Below are 13,420 nucleotides of genomic sequence, written 5' to 3' on the forward strand. Positions count from 1 at the left end.
TGGCCGGGAAGCGAGGCCGTGACACCTCAATTGATAACCGTTATCGCTTCGATTAGCATGTTTCCCTTTGGCTCGGTCCCGCTCGCCCATGACCTCCGCGCTCTCCCCACTCTACATCGGCCCCCTGGAGGGCCTGACACCGCCCCGGGTGTCGGCGGCGCCCGGGCCCGAGACCCTGGCCGCCCGCGAGCTGCTCGACCCGGCCTACCTGGACGCGCTGCTCGCGCGCTTCGGCGCCCGGTACGGTCATGGCGACCGCCGGGCGGTGGCCTCGCTGTGGTCCAAGTGGCACTTCAGCGCCCTGGCGGCCCATGGCCTGGCCGCCAACCTGCTGCTGGAGCGCGACCTGCCGCTGGGCCTGGACGAGTTGCACCTCGAGCAGTCCGCCGTGGGGCAGACCACCGGCCTGGCGCTGCGCCATGCCGGCCGGCCCCTGGCCGAGCTCGATCCCTATCCCCGCTTCGCCACCCTGCTTGACGGCCACCTGACGCCGCTGGTCGAGGCCCTGGCCGCGGCCAGCGGGGCCTCACCCAAGGTGTTCTGGAGCAACGCCGGCAACTACTTCGAGTACTTCGCCGGCGCCCTGGCCGACCACCCCATGGCCTCGCCGGACGTGAGCGAGCCCGCCCGGGCGCTGATGGAGAGCCGCAGCCTGCCCGACGGCCGCCGCAACCCGCTCTACCGGCCGGTGCGCTACGTCACCCCCGCCGAGCCGGACCGGCCCGCCCGGGTGCGCCGATTGTGCTGCATCCGCTACCTGATCGACGAGCTCGGCTACTGCGGCAACTGCCCGCTGGCATGCCGGCGCGCCGGCAAGGCGGCTGGATGAGCCCGCCCGCCGCCGAGGTGCGCCCGCACACGCCCCGTGACGTCGAGTGGGCCGGAGACATCCAGTTCGAGGCGACGATGCTCCCAGCTGCCCAGGGGGCCCGAGACGGATGCCTGAGGCGTCTCGGTCGTGGACGGCCGTGTCGACATCGCCCTGGAGGTTGTTGTAGGGCATCGGCACACGCAGGCCGTCGATCTGCAGGTTGGAAATCTCGAAGCCCCGCGAGGTGAAGTAGGTCCGGTCAGTCTCCAGCCGTTCCACCGTCACCCCCGGGGGGGGTGGATTCCAGGACATCGTTGATGGTGTGGGGGTTGAAGTCCTCGATCTGGGCCCGGGCCACCACCGAAACGGACCGGGGGGTCTCGCGAGGCGTCAGGTCGAGCTTGGTCGCGGTACTGGTGCACGAGACCCGATAGTCGTCGGCCCCCTCGGGGACGATCGACAGCGCCTCGGCCTCGACGGTCACCGTCTCGAGTTCCTCGGCGGACTCGGTCTACTGGGCCAGCAGGGCAGGGGACATCAGCACGAAGGCACCGGCGGCCCTGGGAGCCGCCGGGCGAAGAAGGGGTGGGAACGAGGGAAACCGTCAGGCCAGGGGGGCGGGTGCCGCCTGGATCTCGCCGGTCTGCACCCGCCACTGGGCGGCGTAGCGGCCGTCCCGGGCGAGCAGCTCGCCGTGGGTGCCCCGCTCGGCCACCCGGCCGGCCTCGATGACCGCGATCTCGTCGGCATGGACGATGGTCGAGAGGCGGTGGGCGATCATGATCACGGTGCGGCCATGGCCGATGCGCGCCAGCGAGCGCTGGATGGCCGCCTCGGTCTCGTTGTCCACGGCGCTGGTGGCCTCGTCCAGCACCAGGATCGGCGGGTCCTTGAGCAGCGCCCGGGCCAGCGACAGCCGCTGGCGCTGGCCGCCGGACAGGCGCACGCCGCGCTCGCCCACCGGGGTGTCGAGCCCCTGGGGCAGCGCCCGGATGAAGTCCCAGGCCTCGGCCGTCCTGGCCGCCTCGACGATCTCGGCCTCGGACGCCTCGGGACGGCCGTAGGCGATGTTGTCGCGCACCGTGCCCTCGAACAGGTAGACGTCCTGGCTGACCAGGCCGATGGCCCGACGCAGCGACGCCAGGCTCACCGAGTCGACCGGCTGGCCGTCGATCCGCACCCGCCCCGCGGCGGGCTCAACGAAGCGCAGCAGCAGCTTGATCAGCGTCGACTTGCCGGAGCCGGTGGCGCCCACCAGGGCCAGGGTATGGCCCGCCGGCACCGCCAGGTCGATGCCCTCGACGCCGGCCCCGGACGCGCCGTAGCGGAAGGCCACGTCCTCGAAGCGCACCTCGCCGCGTACCGGCTCGGCCAGCATCCTGCCCGCGTCGTCTCGCACCCGGATGGGGGTGGCTAGCAGGTCGAGGATGCGCCGGGTGCTGGCCATGGCCCGCTCGAAGAGATCGATCACCTGGGCCAGGCCGGTCAGCGGCCACAGCAGGCGCTGGGTGAGGAACACCAGCACGCCGTAGGCGCCCACGTTGAGCTCGCCGCGCAGCGCCATCATGCCGCCCACCGTGAAGGTGGCCAGGAAGCCGGTGAGGATGGCCATGCGGATCACCGGGATGAAGGCGGAACTGATGCGGATGGCCCGCCGGTTGGCCTCCACGTAGGCCTCGCTGGCGGCCTTGAGCCGCTCGGCCTCGCGGGCCTCGGCGGTGAAGCTCTTGATGGTGGCGATGCCCGCCAGGTTGTTGGCCAGCCGGCTGGAGAGGTCGCCGACCCGCTCGCGGACGTCGGCATACAGGGGCCCGGCCTTGCGCTGGAAGTAGAAGGCGCCCCAGACGATCAGCGGGATGGGGGTGAAGGCCAGCAGGGCGATCAGCGGCGAGAGCACGAAGAACACCGCACCCACCGCCACCACGGTGACCCCGACCTGGATCATGGCGTTGGCCCCGCCGTCGAGGAAGCGCTCGAGCTGGTTGACGTCGTCGTTCATGGTCGCCACCAGTTGCCCCGAGCTCCGGGACTCGAAGAAGCCCATGTCCAGGCGCTGGGCGTGCTCGTAGGCGTCCTGGCGCAGGTCGGCCTGCAGCCGCTGGGCCAGGTTGCGCCAGAGGATCTGGAAGAGGTACTCGAACAGCGACTCGCCGACCCAGATGAAGAAGGTCAACGCACCCAGCACCAGGATCTGCTGCTGGGCCGTGGTGAAGCCCAGCCCGGCGACGAAGCTCTCCTCCTGGTTGACCACCACGTCGATGGCCACGCCGATGAGGATCTCCGGGGCGATATCGAAGAGCTTGTTGAGGATCGAGCAGAGGCTGGCGGCGATGATGCGCCGCCGGTATCCCCGGGCATAGCGCAACAGGCGCCCCAGGGCCTGGAAGCTGGAAGCGGTGGAGGACGACATCGGGACTTTCCTGGTAAGCGGAGGCCCAAGCCTACGGCATGCACGGCGCCGGACCAACCGACAACATTGATAAGAATTCTCGTTTGTCTTACGCTTGGCCGCGCACCGGGCCGCCCTTCGGCGGCAACCCGCTAGCGGAGCCCCCCATGATCGAAACGCGCGCCGCCTCCTTCGAGGTCAACGGCCAATGCCTGCTGCATCCCCTCGACCTCGCCTTCGAGGAGGGCCGCATCCATGGCCTGATCGGTCACAACGGCTCGGGCAAGTCGACCCTGCTCAAGCTGCTCGCCCGCCAGCAGCCCGCCAGCCGCGGGGAACTGCACCTGGACGGCAAGCCGCTGAGGGCCTGGGGGCATCGCGCCTTCGCCCGCCAGGTGGCCTACCTGCCCCAGCACCTGCCCGCCGCCGAGAACCTCACCGGCCGCGAGCTGGTGGGCTTCGGCCGCTATCCCTGGCATGGCCTGCTGGGCCGGCACGGCCGCGAGGACGAGGCGGCCATCGACCGCGCCCTCGCGCTGACCCACACCGAGCCCTTCGCCGACCGCCAGGTGGATACCCTCTCCGGCGGCGAGCGCCAGCGGGTCTGGCTGGCCATGCTGCTGGCCCAGGGCAGCCGCTTCCTGCTGCTCGACGAGCCCCTGGCGGCGCTGGACATCGCCCATCAGGTGGAGGTGCTGGCGCTGACCCGCCGCCTGTGCCGGGAACTGGGTCTCGGCGTGGTCATCGTGCTCCACGACATCAACATGGCCGCCCGCTACTGCGACCACCTGGTGGCCCTGCATGGCGGTCGCCTGCTGGCCCAGGGCACGCCGGCGGAGATGATGAACGACGACACCCTCAAGGCCATCTACGGCATCCCCATGCACGTCATGGCCCACCCGACCGGCGATCACCGCGTCGCCATCGCCCACTAGTTTGCTGGAGTCGCCCGTGTTTCGCCCTCGACGCGCCCTGGCATGGCTCGCCGCCCTGCTGACCGGACTCCTGACCACCGCGGCCATGGCCGCCCCGCCCCGCCTCGCCACCCTCGACTGGACCCTGGCCGAGACCCTGGTGGCCCTGGAGGCGCCGCCCCGGGCCGTGGCCCAGGTGGAGGCCTATCACGCCTGGGTGGTCGAACCCGCCCTGCCCGACACCACAACCGACCTGGGGCTGCGCAGCCAACCCAATCTGGAGCTGTTGGCGAGTCTCGACCCCGACCGCATCCTGATCTCGCCGATGTTCGCCAACCTCACCCCGCGCCTGTCGCGCATCGCCCCGGTAGAGAACCTGACGCTCTACCGTCCCGGGCTCGACACCTGGACGGAGATGCGCGAGCTGACGCGGTCGATCGGCGAACTGGTGGACCGCCCCGAGGCGGCGACCCGGCTGATCGAGACGACGGAAGCCAAGCTCGCCGGGCTGCGCGAGGAGCTGGGTACCGACCAACCGCCCCTGTTGATGGTGCAATTCATGGATAGCCGCCACGTGCGGGTGTTCGGCGCGGGCGGCCTCTTCCAGGCGGTGCTCGACCGCCTGGACCTGGACAACGCCTGGACGGGAGCGACCAACGCCTGGGGTTTCTCGCTGGTGGGCATCGAGGCGCTGGCCGACCTCGACGCCCGCCTGGTGGTGGTGGAGCCCTACCCCGCCGGCGTCCAAGAGACCCTGGCCGACAGCGGCCTCTGGCGGCACCTGGTCGAGACGAGCCGGGGCACGCCGATCGTCCTGCCCCCGGTGTGGAGCTTCGGCGCCCTGCCCTCGGCGGGACGCTTCGCCGAGCTGCTGGTGACCGCCCTGGAGAACGCCGATGCCGTCTGACGCCCTCGCCCGCCCCCGCCTGCCCCGGCCGCGCATGACTCCGGGCTGCGCCTGCCTCGTCCTGGGCCTGGCCGTGCTGGCCCTGGCGCTGGTCGAGCTCGACGCCCGTAGCGGGCTGCTCCCCGGCCTCGCGGCACTGGTCGGGACGCCCGGGGAGGCGACGGGGACGCTGGTGCTGCACTTCGCCTGGTGGCCACGCCTGGCCATGGCCCTGCTCGCCGGCGGCGGCCTGGCGCTGGCCGGGGTGTTGATGCAGCAGGTGCTGCGCAACCCCCTGGCCGCGCCCACCACCCTGGGGGTGGCCAGCGGCGCCAACCTGGCGCTGATGGCCGCCACCCTGCTGGCCCCCGGCCTGCTGGGCCTGGGGCGGGAATGGGTGGCGCTGGCCGGTGGCGGCCTGGCCATGGCACTGGTCTTCACCCTGGCCTGGCGACGCGGCCTGGCGCCGGTGGTGGTGGTGCTCGGCGGGCTGGTGGTCAACCTCTACTTCGGCGCCCTCTCCATGGTACTGCTGCTGTTCCACCAGGAGGAGCTCAAGGGGCTGCTGATCTGGGGGGCCGGCTCGCTGGCCCAGAACGGCTGGCAGGACGCCGCCTTCCTGGCCCCGCGCCTGGCGCTGGGGGCCCTGGCCGCCGCCTGGCTGCTGCGCCCCCTGGCGGTGCTGGAACTCGACGAGGCCGGCGCCAGGAGCCTCGGCGTCTCGCTCAAGCACCTGCGCCTGGCCGGCCTGGGCCTGGCGGTCTTCCTCACCGGCTGCGTGGTCAGCGTGGTGGGGATCATCGGCTTCATCGGCCTGGCCGCGCCCAACATCGTACGCCTGGCCGGCGCCCGCCGCCTGGGCGCGCGGCTGGTCTGGTCGACCCTGCTGGGCGCCCTGCTGCTGGCCACCACCGACCTGCTGCTGCAACGCTTCTCCGGGGCGCTGCCCACGCTGATTCCCACCGGCGCCACCACGGCGGCGCTGGGGGCGCCCCTGCTGCTGTGGCTGATCCCCCGGCTGCGCCTGGGCGGCGAGGCCCCGCCCCGGGAGGCCCGAGCCCTCGGTACCCGCCACCCCGCCCCCGGGCGCCTGGCCACCTGGCTGGCCCTGGGCCTCGCCGGGCTCGCCGTGGTGGCGCTGCTCGCCGGCCAGACGGGGGCCGGCTGGCACTGGGCGGCGCCCGCCGACTGGCAACTGCTGCAGTGGCGGTTGCCCCGGATGCTGGCCGCGGCCGGCTGCGGGGTGATGCTGGCCATCGCCGGCACCCTGATCCAGCGGCTCACCGGCAACCCCATGGCCAGCCCGGAGCTGCTGGGCATCAGCGGCGGCAGCGCCATCGCCCTGATGGGCGCCATCTTCCTGCTGCCCGCCCCCGGCAACCCGACCCTGGTGGCCGCCGGCACCCTCGGCGCCCTGGTCACCCTGGTGGTACTGGTGGGGCTGAACCGCCGGAGCGGCTTCCAGCCGGAGCGGCTGCTGCTCACCGGGGTGGCCATCACGGCGCTGTTCGACGCGGTCAGGGCCGTGGTACTGGCCGGCGGCGACCCCCGGGGCCAGCAGGTCATCGCCTGGCTGTCCGGGTCCACCTACTACGTCGACCCGACCAGCGCCCTGGCGGTGATCGGGGCGGCCCTGCTGCTGGCCCTGGCCGCGGCGCCGCTGGCCCGCTGGCTGGACATCCTGCCGCTGGGCGGCGCCAGTGCCTCCGCCCTGGGGCTGCCCCTGGCCCGCGCGCGACTGGTCCTGCTGCTGCTGGTGGCGCTGCTCACCGCCGGCGCCACCCTGGTGGTCGGCCCGCTGTCCTTCGTCGGCCTGCTGGCCCCGCACCTGGCCCGGCTGCTCGGCTTCTCCCGGGCCGGCGCGCACCTGCTCGGCGCCGCCCTGGCCGGGGCGCTGCTGATGGTGCTGGCCGACTGGCTGGGCCGCCAGCTGCTGTTCCCCGAGGAGATCCCCGCCGGCCTGGTGGCCTCGCTGCTCGGCGGCGCCTACTTCATGTGGGGGCTGCGGCGACTCTGAGCGATGTACGACCGAGAGCGACAGCCTTAACTGCGTCAACCCTGGGGCGGCATCGCCCCGCGTTGCCGCCCTCCCGCTGCTGCCATAGGATATCGGCCATGCTGACTCCACGTTCAACACCGGCCGGGGCCGGGCGCCGCCTCCTCGCCCTTTGCCTCGCCTGCGCCCTGTCTCTCTGGCCACGGCCGAGCCCGGCCCATCCTCACGGCTGGGTGGACGTCACGGTGCGCGTGCAGATGGATGAGCGCGGCCGGGTCGAGGCCCTCCAGCAACGCTGGCGCCTCGATCCCTTCTACAGCCAGCTGCTGCTGGAGGAACTGCGGGCCGCCCAGGGCGAGGCCTCGATGGAGGCTCGCCTCGACCAGCTCGGCGTGGAGATACGTCACAACCTGTCGCCACAGCACTACTTCACCCACGTCACCCGGGACGGGGAGGCGGTCGCGCTGGGCGAGGTCGACGAGTTCACCACCCTGGAGCGCGACGGCCGCGTCGTCCTCATGTTCCGGCTGCCGCTGGCCGAGCCCCTGCCACTGGACCAGGCCGCTATGCGCTACCGGATCTATGACCCGACCTACTATATCGAGGTGCTGCATGAGGCGGATGACGAAGCCCCCCGGCCTGACGCGCTGCGCGTGACGGGAGCCGACTGCGCCACGCGCATCATGGCCGCCGATCCCGACCCGGCCAAGGTCGCCGAGGCGGCGACCCTGGATCGCACCGAGCAGGCACCGGAGGGGCTGGGACGCTTCTTCGCCGAGACCGGAGAGGTGCGATGCGATCTCCCCTAGACACCTCCCGGGGCGCCGCGCCGCCGGCGCGCGACCCCGCGACGGCCATGCGTGACACCATGGCACGCCCGTCTCCCCGGTGGCGTTGGCTCGTCGGACTCGGCGTGCTGTCGCTGGCGGTGATCGGCCTGGCCTGGTTCACCAGCGGCCAGGGCGTTGGCCTGCAGTTGGTCGCCTGGCAGCGCGATCTCCACCGCGCGCTGACGGAGGCGATCACCTACCTCGACGCCGTGCCGAGCGTGACCGCCTGGGTGAGCCTGCTCGGCCTCAGCTTCGGTTACGGCGTCTTCCATGCCGCCGGCCCCGGCCACGGCAAGGCGGTGCTCACCACCTATCTGCTCAGCCAGGGCGGCGCCCTGCGCCGAGCCCTGCTGCTCTCCTGCCTGGCCTCGCTGCTGCAGGCCCTGGTGGCCATTGCCCTGGTCACGCTGCTGGTCCATGGCCTGGGGTGGCTGACGCGCCAGGCCATGGGGTCGGTGGTCTGGCTGGAGCAGGCCAGCTATCTGCTGGTCGCGATGCTGGGGCTCTGGCTGTGCTGGCGCGCGCTGGCCCACCTGCCTTCCCGCCACGAGGCGGCCGACCATGACCATGACGAGTGTGATTGCGCTCATCATCTGACGCCCCGACAGGCCCAGGACTGGCGTGGCGCCCTGGCCGTGGTGGCGTCGATCGGCATGCGCCCCTGCAGCGGCAGCGTCTTGCTGGTCGGGGCCGCCTCCCTGCTGGACCACTACTGGGCCGGGGTGCTGGCGGTGCTGGCCATGGCCGCGGGGACGGCCCTGACGGTCTCGGCGCTGGCCCTGGCCAGCGTGATGGCCAGGGAATGGGCCGAGCGTCGCCTGCAGCGCTCACTCCACGGGACAGGGCTCGCGCGATGCCTGCGGGTGGCCGGCTTCGCGGGGGGGCTGCTCATCCTGATCCTGGGCCTGTCTCTCTTCATGGCCGGCGTTCGAGCTCCCGCGGACATGCCACTCCTCGAGGCACCGTCCCGGGGCCCTTCGCCCTCTTCCTCGCCGTTCGGCGGCTAGTTCCCTGTCGAACGCCTGGCGACGGGCCAGGCGTCGCTCCTGCCTCGACGGGCAACCGGCTCGGACGCGATGGGCCGGGCTGCCGATCCCGCTGCGCGACTCGCCCTGCCAGCGCCACTGGTCGCCGCTGGCGACGCATGGCTCGTCGCGCCGCGTCATGGCGGCATTTCCTGATCGCTCGAAGCCTCCCGCGGGGCCAACGGTGGCAAGGCGCCTCGTTGCACTTGTTAATGCAACGCATTATCATTCAGATGCGCATAAACACCCACCAAGCCACGCAGGCATTGGCCATAACAACCATCCCCCAAGCCGATGCCGTTCACCCAGGATCAGACAAGGAACCTCCGTCGCTTATGCCCATCACCAGACAGCCCCGTCATGCGCGGCTGCTTCCCCTCATGCTGTGCTCCGCCCTGCCCGCCACGGCCCTCGCCCAGACCGACGCGAACACCGAATCCGAGCGCGCCACCTCCGGAGGCGATGAGCTGAACCCCATCGTCGTCACCGCGACCCGCAACAAGGGCCTCGCCGGCGAGACCCCGCAGAAGGTCACCATCATCACCCGCGAGCAGATCGAGCAACAGCTGGCCATCACCCAGGACCCGGGCCAGGTGCTCAGCAACCTGATCCCCTCCTACTCGCCCAGCCGCCAGAAGCTCTCCAACGCCGGCGAGACCTTCCGCGGTCGCTCGCCGCTGTTCCTGGTCGATGGCGTGCCCCAGAGCAATCCGCTGCGGGACAGCGCCCGCGACAGCTATACCATCGACCTCTCCATGGTCGAGCGCATCGAGGTCATCCACGGTGCCAGCGCCGAGCACGGCCTGGGGGCCACCGGCGGCATCATCAACTACGTGACCAAGCGGCCCGACGGCGCCGGGGTCCGCCAGCATGCCGGCGTCAGCCTGACCAGCGACGACGACTTCGAGTCGGATGGCTTCGGCCACAAGCTGGACTATCGCCTCAGCGGCCAGGACGGCGACTGGGACTACCTGGTGGCCGCCAGCCGCCAGGAACGCGGCGTCTTCTACGACGGCAACGATCAGCGCGTGGGCATCGCCTACCCCGGCGAGCTCCAGAACTCCACCAGCTACGACCTGCTGGCCAAGGCGGGCTACTGGTTCGACGACGATCAGAACCTCGAGGTGGCGATCAATCGCTTCGAGCTGGAGGGGGAAGGCGACTACGTGCCGGTCCCCGGCGATCGTGACGCCGGTATCGCGACCACCGCACGCAGGGGCGACCCGGATGGCGATCCCGGCTACAACGATGTCACCACGGCGCGGCTGTCGTATTCCCATGCCGACTGGCTGGGCAACAGCCTGGACGCCCAGCTCTACACTCAGCGCTTCCGCGCCCGGTTCGCCACCACGCCCTACTTCCCCTTCCAGGCCAACGGCGAGACCCGCTTCGACCAGACCCGCAACGAATCCGACAAGGTCGGCGCCAAGTTCACCCTGTCCCGGGACGGCCTGCTGGACGATCGCCTGACCCTGACGACCGGCCTCGACCTGCTCCAGGACGAGACCCGCCAGATGCTGGTGCACACCGAGCGCACCTATGTGCCGGAAAGCCAGTTTCGCAACTACGCGGTCTTCCTGCAGGGTGACTATGACCTGACCGAGGCGCTGAGCCTGCACGCCGGGGTACGCCACGAGCAGGCCGAGCTCGACGTCGACGACTTCTCGACCATCGACCGCAGTAACGTCACCCAGGACAACGTCAGCGTCGACGGCGGCAACCCCGACTTCGACGAGACGCTGTTCAACGCCGGCCTGGTCTACCAGGCGACCGACTGGGCCCAGCTCTATGCCAACTACTCCGAGGGCTTCGGCATGCCCGACGTGGGCCGGGTGCTGCGCGGCATCGACGCCCCCGGCCAGGATGTCGACACCCTGCTGACGCTGCAGCCCATCGTCACCGACAATCGCGAGATCGGTACACGCTTCGACTGGGACCGTTATGGCCTCGAGTTGAGCTACTACGAGTCGAACGCCGATTTCGGCGAGCGCCTCACCGAGGAGAACGGCACCTGGGTCGGCAACCGCGAGAAGACCGAGATCCAGGGCTTCGAGATCACCGGCGAGGCTCGCCCGAGCGATGCCCATCGCCTGCGGCTGTCCTATACCCATGCCGAAGGCGAGTCTGACACCGACGGCGACGGCACATTGGACACCGAGTTGACCGGCATCAACATCGCCCCGGACACGTTGAAGCTGGGCTGGAGCGCCGCCTGGAACGAGACACTCTCCTCGCACCTGCAGTACCGCTACTACTTCGACCGCAGCGTCGACGACCCCGAGCTCGAGTTCGAGGGCTACGGCCTGGCCGACGCCTCCCTGACCTACCACCTGCCGGTGGGGCGCGCCAGCCTGGGCATCGAGAACCTCACCGACGAGGACTACTTCACCTACTACTCCCAGGCGGCTCGCGTCAGCGACGACTACTACTTCAAGGGCCGCGGCCGCACCCTCACCCTGGGCTACCAGCTCGACTTCTGAGGCGAGGCCGGAGTGAAGAGTTGCACACGGACCCGACGCCGCTGGCTGACGGTGCTGCTGGTGGCCCTCATCCCCTGGGAATCCGCCGCCCTCGCCGCCGGCGACACCCAAGGCAGGCGCAGCGTCGCCAATGCATTCGGCGACACGCGCCTCCCCGCCACCCCGCAGCGCGTCGTGACCCTCTACCAGGGCGCGACGGACAGCGCGGTGGCGCTGGGCATCACGCCGGTCGGTATCGTCGACTCCTGGCTGGAGAAGCCCATGTATCGCTACCTGCGTGACGCGCTGGCCGGCGTGGAGCACGTCGGCCTGGAGACCCAGCCCAACCTGGAGAAGGTGGCCTGGCTGGATCCCGACCTGATCGTGGCCACGCGTTTTCGCCACGAGCGGGTCAGGCCGCTGCTGGAGAAGATCGCGCCGACGGTCGCCACCGGCACCGTCTTCGACTTCAAGGCCAGCCTGGCGCTGCTGGCCGAGGCCACGGGCCGGGAGGCCCGCGCCCGGGAGCTGTTGCGGGACTGGGACGAGCGCGTGGCGGACTTTCGCCGGAAAATCACCGACGAACTGGGCGACGGCTGGCCGCAGAAGGCCGCCGTGATCCGCTTCAAGAGCGACCATGTGCGGATCTACTCCACGGGCTTCGCCGGCTCCATCCTGGATGAGCTGGGCTTCGAACAGCCGGATGCCGTGCATGACCAGGGCTGGGGCATGAAGCTGACCAGCGAGGAGAACATCCCGGTCATGAATGCCGACGTGATCTTCGTGCTGCTGGAGCCGGACGATCCCGCCATCGCGCAGAACTATCGGCACTGGACAGCCCATCCCCTCTGGCGGCGACTGGACGCCGTGCAGGACGCGCGCGTCTTCGAGGTGGATGCGGTGAACTGGATCATGGGCGGCGGCCTCCTGGCCGCCAATGCCATGCTGGACGACCTCTACCGCCATTACGGGCTGGATCCCCACCGCGGGCACGCGACGCCTCGGCCGGCGATGCCGGCCGGGGCGGCAGTACCCGACGCGGCGCCTGCCGATGCCTGCGCCGGGGAGACGTCCGCGGTTGCCCGAGGCCATGACGAGGAGCCCGCCGCATGCTGAATGGCCGTGTGTCACGGGTCGCGGGGCTGCTGCTGGGCATGGCGCTGGTCGCGACGGCCTTCGCGACGAGCGTCATGCTGGGCACCACGGAGATCGCCCCGCCGACCTTCACCCAGGCGCTGCTGCACTACGACCCCGCCCGGGTCGCGCATATCATCATTCGCACGGAGCGCCTGCCGCGGGCGGTCATCGCCGCCCTGGTCGGCGCCAGCCTGGCCATCGCCGGCGCCCTGATGCAGACCCTGACCCGTAACCCCCTCGCCTCGCCGGGCATCCTGGGGATCAACGCCGGGGCCATGTTCTTCGTGGTGATCGCGGTCTCGCTGCTGCCCGTCCACTCCCCCGCCGAGTACGTCTGGGCGGCGCTGCTGGGCGCCCTGGTCGCGGCCTGCCTGGTGGTGGTGCTGAGTCGCGGTCGCCAGGGGGAGCTGTCGCCGCTGCGGGTCGTGCTGGCGGGCGTGGCCGTCACCGCCATGTTCGTCTCGTTCAGTCAGGGCCTGCTGATCATCGACCGCCAGAGCTTCGAGAGCGTGCTGTACTGGCTGGCCGGCTCCGTGTCCGGACGCGAGCTGTCGCTGGTGGTGCCGCTGCTGCCGCTGTTCGGCGTCGCCCTGCTGCTGTGCGTGCTGCTCGTCCGGCACGCCAATGCCCTGATGCTGGGCGATGACATGGCCGAGGGCCTGGGCATGCGCGCCGGCACCATCAAGCTGTTGCTCGGCCTGGCGGTGATCCTGCTCGCCGGCAGCTCGGTCGCGCTGGCCGGCATGATCGGTTTCGTCGGCCTCATCGTGCCGCACATGGCGAGGGGGCTCTTCGGCGTCGACCACCGCTGGCTGCTGCCGGCCTGCGCCCTGTTGGGCGCGAGCCTGCTATTGCTGGCCGATGTGGCCTCGCGCTTCCTGATGCCCCCTCAGGATGTCCCGGTGGGGGTGATGACCGCCCTGATCGGCACGCCCTTCTTCATCTATCTGGCGCGCAGGAAACCGGCCTGACC

General features: G+C 71.0%; 11 protein-coding genes. 9 read left to right on the forward strand and 2 right to left on the reverse strand.

What is annotated here, in order from left to right:
* The first annotated feature begins 88 nt into the window (after positions 1-88).
* The gene (gene fhuF, locus FHR97_RS09020; RefSeq protein WP_183383471.1) at positions 89-829 is read left to right on the forward strand and encodes a siderophore-iron reductase FhuF; all 741 of its coding nucleotides are present in this window, start codon (positions 89-91) and stop codon (positions 827-829) included.
* A 241-nt stretch (positions 830-1,070) separates the two neighbouring features.
* Here fhuF and FHR97_RS09025 read toward each other — a convergent pair whose 3' ends face one another.
* Together FHR97_RS09025 and FHR97_RS09030 are read right to left on the reverse strand one after the other, a co-directional pair.
* Positions 1,071-1,295 carry a hypothetical protein gene (locus FHR97_RS09025; RefSeq protein ID WP_183383472.1) on the reverse strand — a complete coding sequence of 75 codons (225 nt, stop codon included), beginning with the start codon at positions 1,293-1,295 and terminating at the stop codon, positions 1,071-1,073.
* A gap of 120 nt (positions 1,296-1,415) precedes the next feature.
* Complete coding sequence (locus tag FHR97_RS09030) at positions 1,416-3,221, reverse strand: ABC transporter ATP-binding protein (RefSeq protein WP_183383473.1); 1,806 nt, start codon at positions 3,219-3,221, stop codon at positions 1,416-1,418.
* 146 nt (positions 3,222-3,367) lie between these two features.
* Here FHR97_RS09030 and FHR97_RS09035 point away from each other — a divergent pair, with 146 nt between their 5' ends.
* The 8 genes from FHR97_RS09035 to FHR97_RS09070 all read left to right on the forward strand — a co-directional run bounded on the left by FHR97_RS09035 (position 3,368) and on the right by FHR97_RS09070 (position 13,418).
* On the forward strand, positions 3,368-4,135 hold the full coding sequence (locus FHR97_RS09035) for an ATP-binding cassette domain-containing protein (protein ID WP_183383474.1): 768 nt from the start codon (positions 3,368-3,370) through the stop codon (positions 4,133-4,135).
* Between the two features lie 16 nt (positions 4,136-4,151).
* Positions 4,152-5,021 carry an iron-siderophore ABC transporter substrate-binding protein gene (locus tag FHR97_RS09040; RefSeq protein WP_425486075.1) on the forward strand — a complete coding sequence of 290 codons (870 nt, stop codon included), beginning with the start codon at positions 4,152-4,154 and terminating at the stop codon, positions 5,019-5,021.
* Positions 5,011-7,017 (forward strand): Fe(3+)-hydroxamate ABC transporter permease FhuB, encoded by a 2,007-nt coding sequence (fhuB, locus tag FHR97_RS09045; RefSeq protein ID WP_221187743.1) that lies wholly within the window; start codon positions 5,011-5,013, stop codon positions 7,015-7,017. Before FHR97_RS09040 ends, fhuB begins: the two co-directional genes overlap by 11 nt.
* Before the next feature lie 98 nt (positions 7,018-7,115).
* Positions 7,116-7,805, forward strand: coding sequence for a DUF1007 family protein (locus FHR97_RS09050; RefSeq protein WP_183383475.1), 690 nt, complete (start codon positions 7,116-7,118; stop codon positions 7,803-7,805).
* A gap of 47 nt (positions 7,806-7,852) precedes the next feature.
* The gene (locus FHR97_RS09055) at positions 7,853-8,833 is read left to right on the forward strand and encodes a nickel/cobalt transporter (RefSeq protein WP_183383677.1); all 981 of its coding nucleotides are present in this window, start codon (positions 7,853-7,855) and stop codon (positions 8,831-8,833) included.
* Between the two features lie 353 nt (positions 8,834-9,186).
* Entirely contained in the window at positions 9,187-11,331 is a 2,145-nt protein-coding gene (locus FHR97_RS09060; protein ID WP_183383476.1) for a TonB-dependent receptor, read from the forward strand.
* Positions 11,332-11,343: 12 nt separating this feature from the next.
* A complete protein-coding gene (locus tag FHR97_RS09065; RefSeq protein ID WP_183383477.1) occupies positions 11,344-12,426 on the forward strand; it encodes an ABC transporter substrate-binding protein in 1,083 nt (360 codons plus the stop codon).
* Entirely contained in the window at positions 12,420-13,418 is a 999-nt protein-coding gene (locus tag FHR97_RS09070) for a FecCD family ABC transporter permease (RefSeq protein ID WP_183383478.1), read from the forward strand. Before FHR97_RS09065 ends, FHR97_RS09070 begins: the two co-directional genes overlap by 7 nt.
* Positions 13,419-13,420: the final 2 nt, after the last annotated feature.

Source organism: Halomonas stenophila (assembly GCF_014192275.1).
Taxonomy (GTDB): domain Bacteria; phylum Pseudomonadota; class Gammaproteobacteria; order Pseudomonadales; family Halomonadaceae; genus Halomonas; species Halomonas stenophila.

Bases quoted from the DNA above. Each gene is read 5' to 3' on its own strand.
- FHR97_RS09030 (WP_183383473.1), bottom strand. From the start codon at position 3,221: ATGTCGTCCTCCACCGCTTCCAGCTTCCAGGCCCTGGGGCGCCTGTTG.
- fhuF (WP_183383471.1), top strand. From the start codon at position 89: ATGACCTCCGCGCTCTCCCCACTCTACATCGGCCCCCTGGAGGGCCTG.
- FHR97_RS09050 (WP_183383475.1), top strand. From the start codon at position 7,116: ATGCTGACTCCACGTTCAACACCGGCCGGGGCCGGGCGCCGCCTCCTC.
- fhuB (WP_221187743.1), top strand. From the start codon at position 5,011: ATGCCGTCTGACGCCCTCGCCCGCCCCCGCCTGCCCCGGCCGCGCATG.
- FHR97_RS09055 (WP_183383677.1), top strand. From the start codon at position 7,853: ATGCGTGACACCATGGCACGCCCGTCTCCCCGGTGGCGTTGGCTCGTC.
- FHR97_RS09060 (WP_183383476.1), top strand. From the start codon at position 9,187: ATGCCCATCACCAGACAGCCCCGTCATGCGCGGCTGCTTCCCCTCATG.
- FHR97_RS09035 (WP_183383474.1), top strand. From the start codon at position 3,368: ATGATCGAAACGCGCGCCGCCTCCTTCGAGGTCAACGGCCAATGCCTG.
- FHR97_RS09070 (WP_183383478.1), top strand. From the start codon at position 12,420: ATGCTGAATGGCCGTGTGTCACGGGTCGCGGGGCTGCTGCTGGGCATG.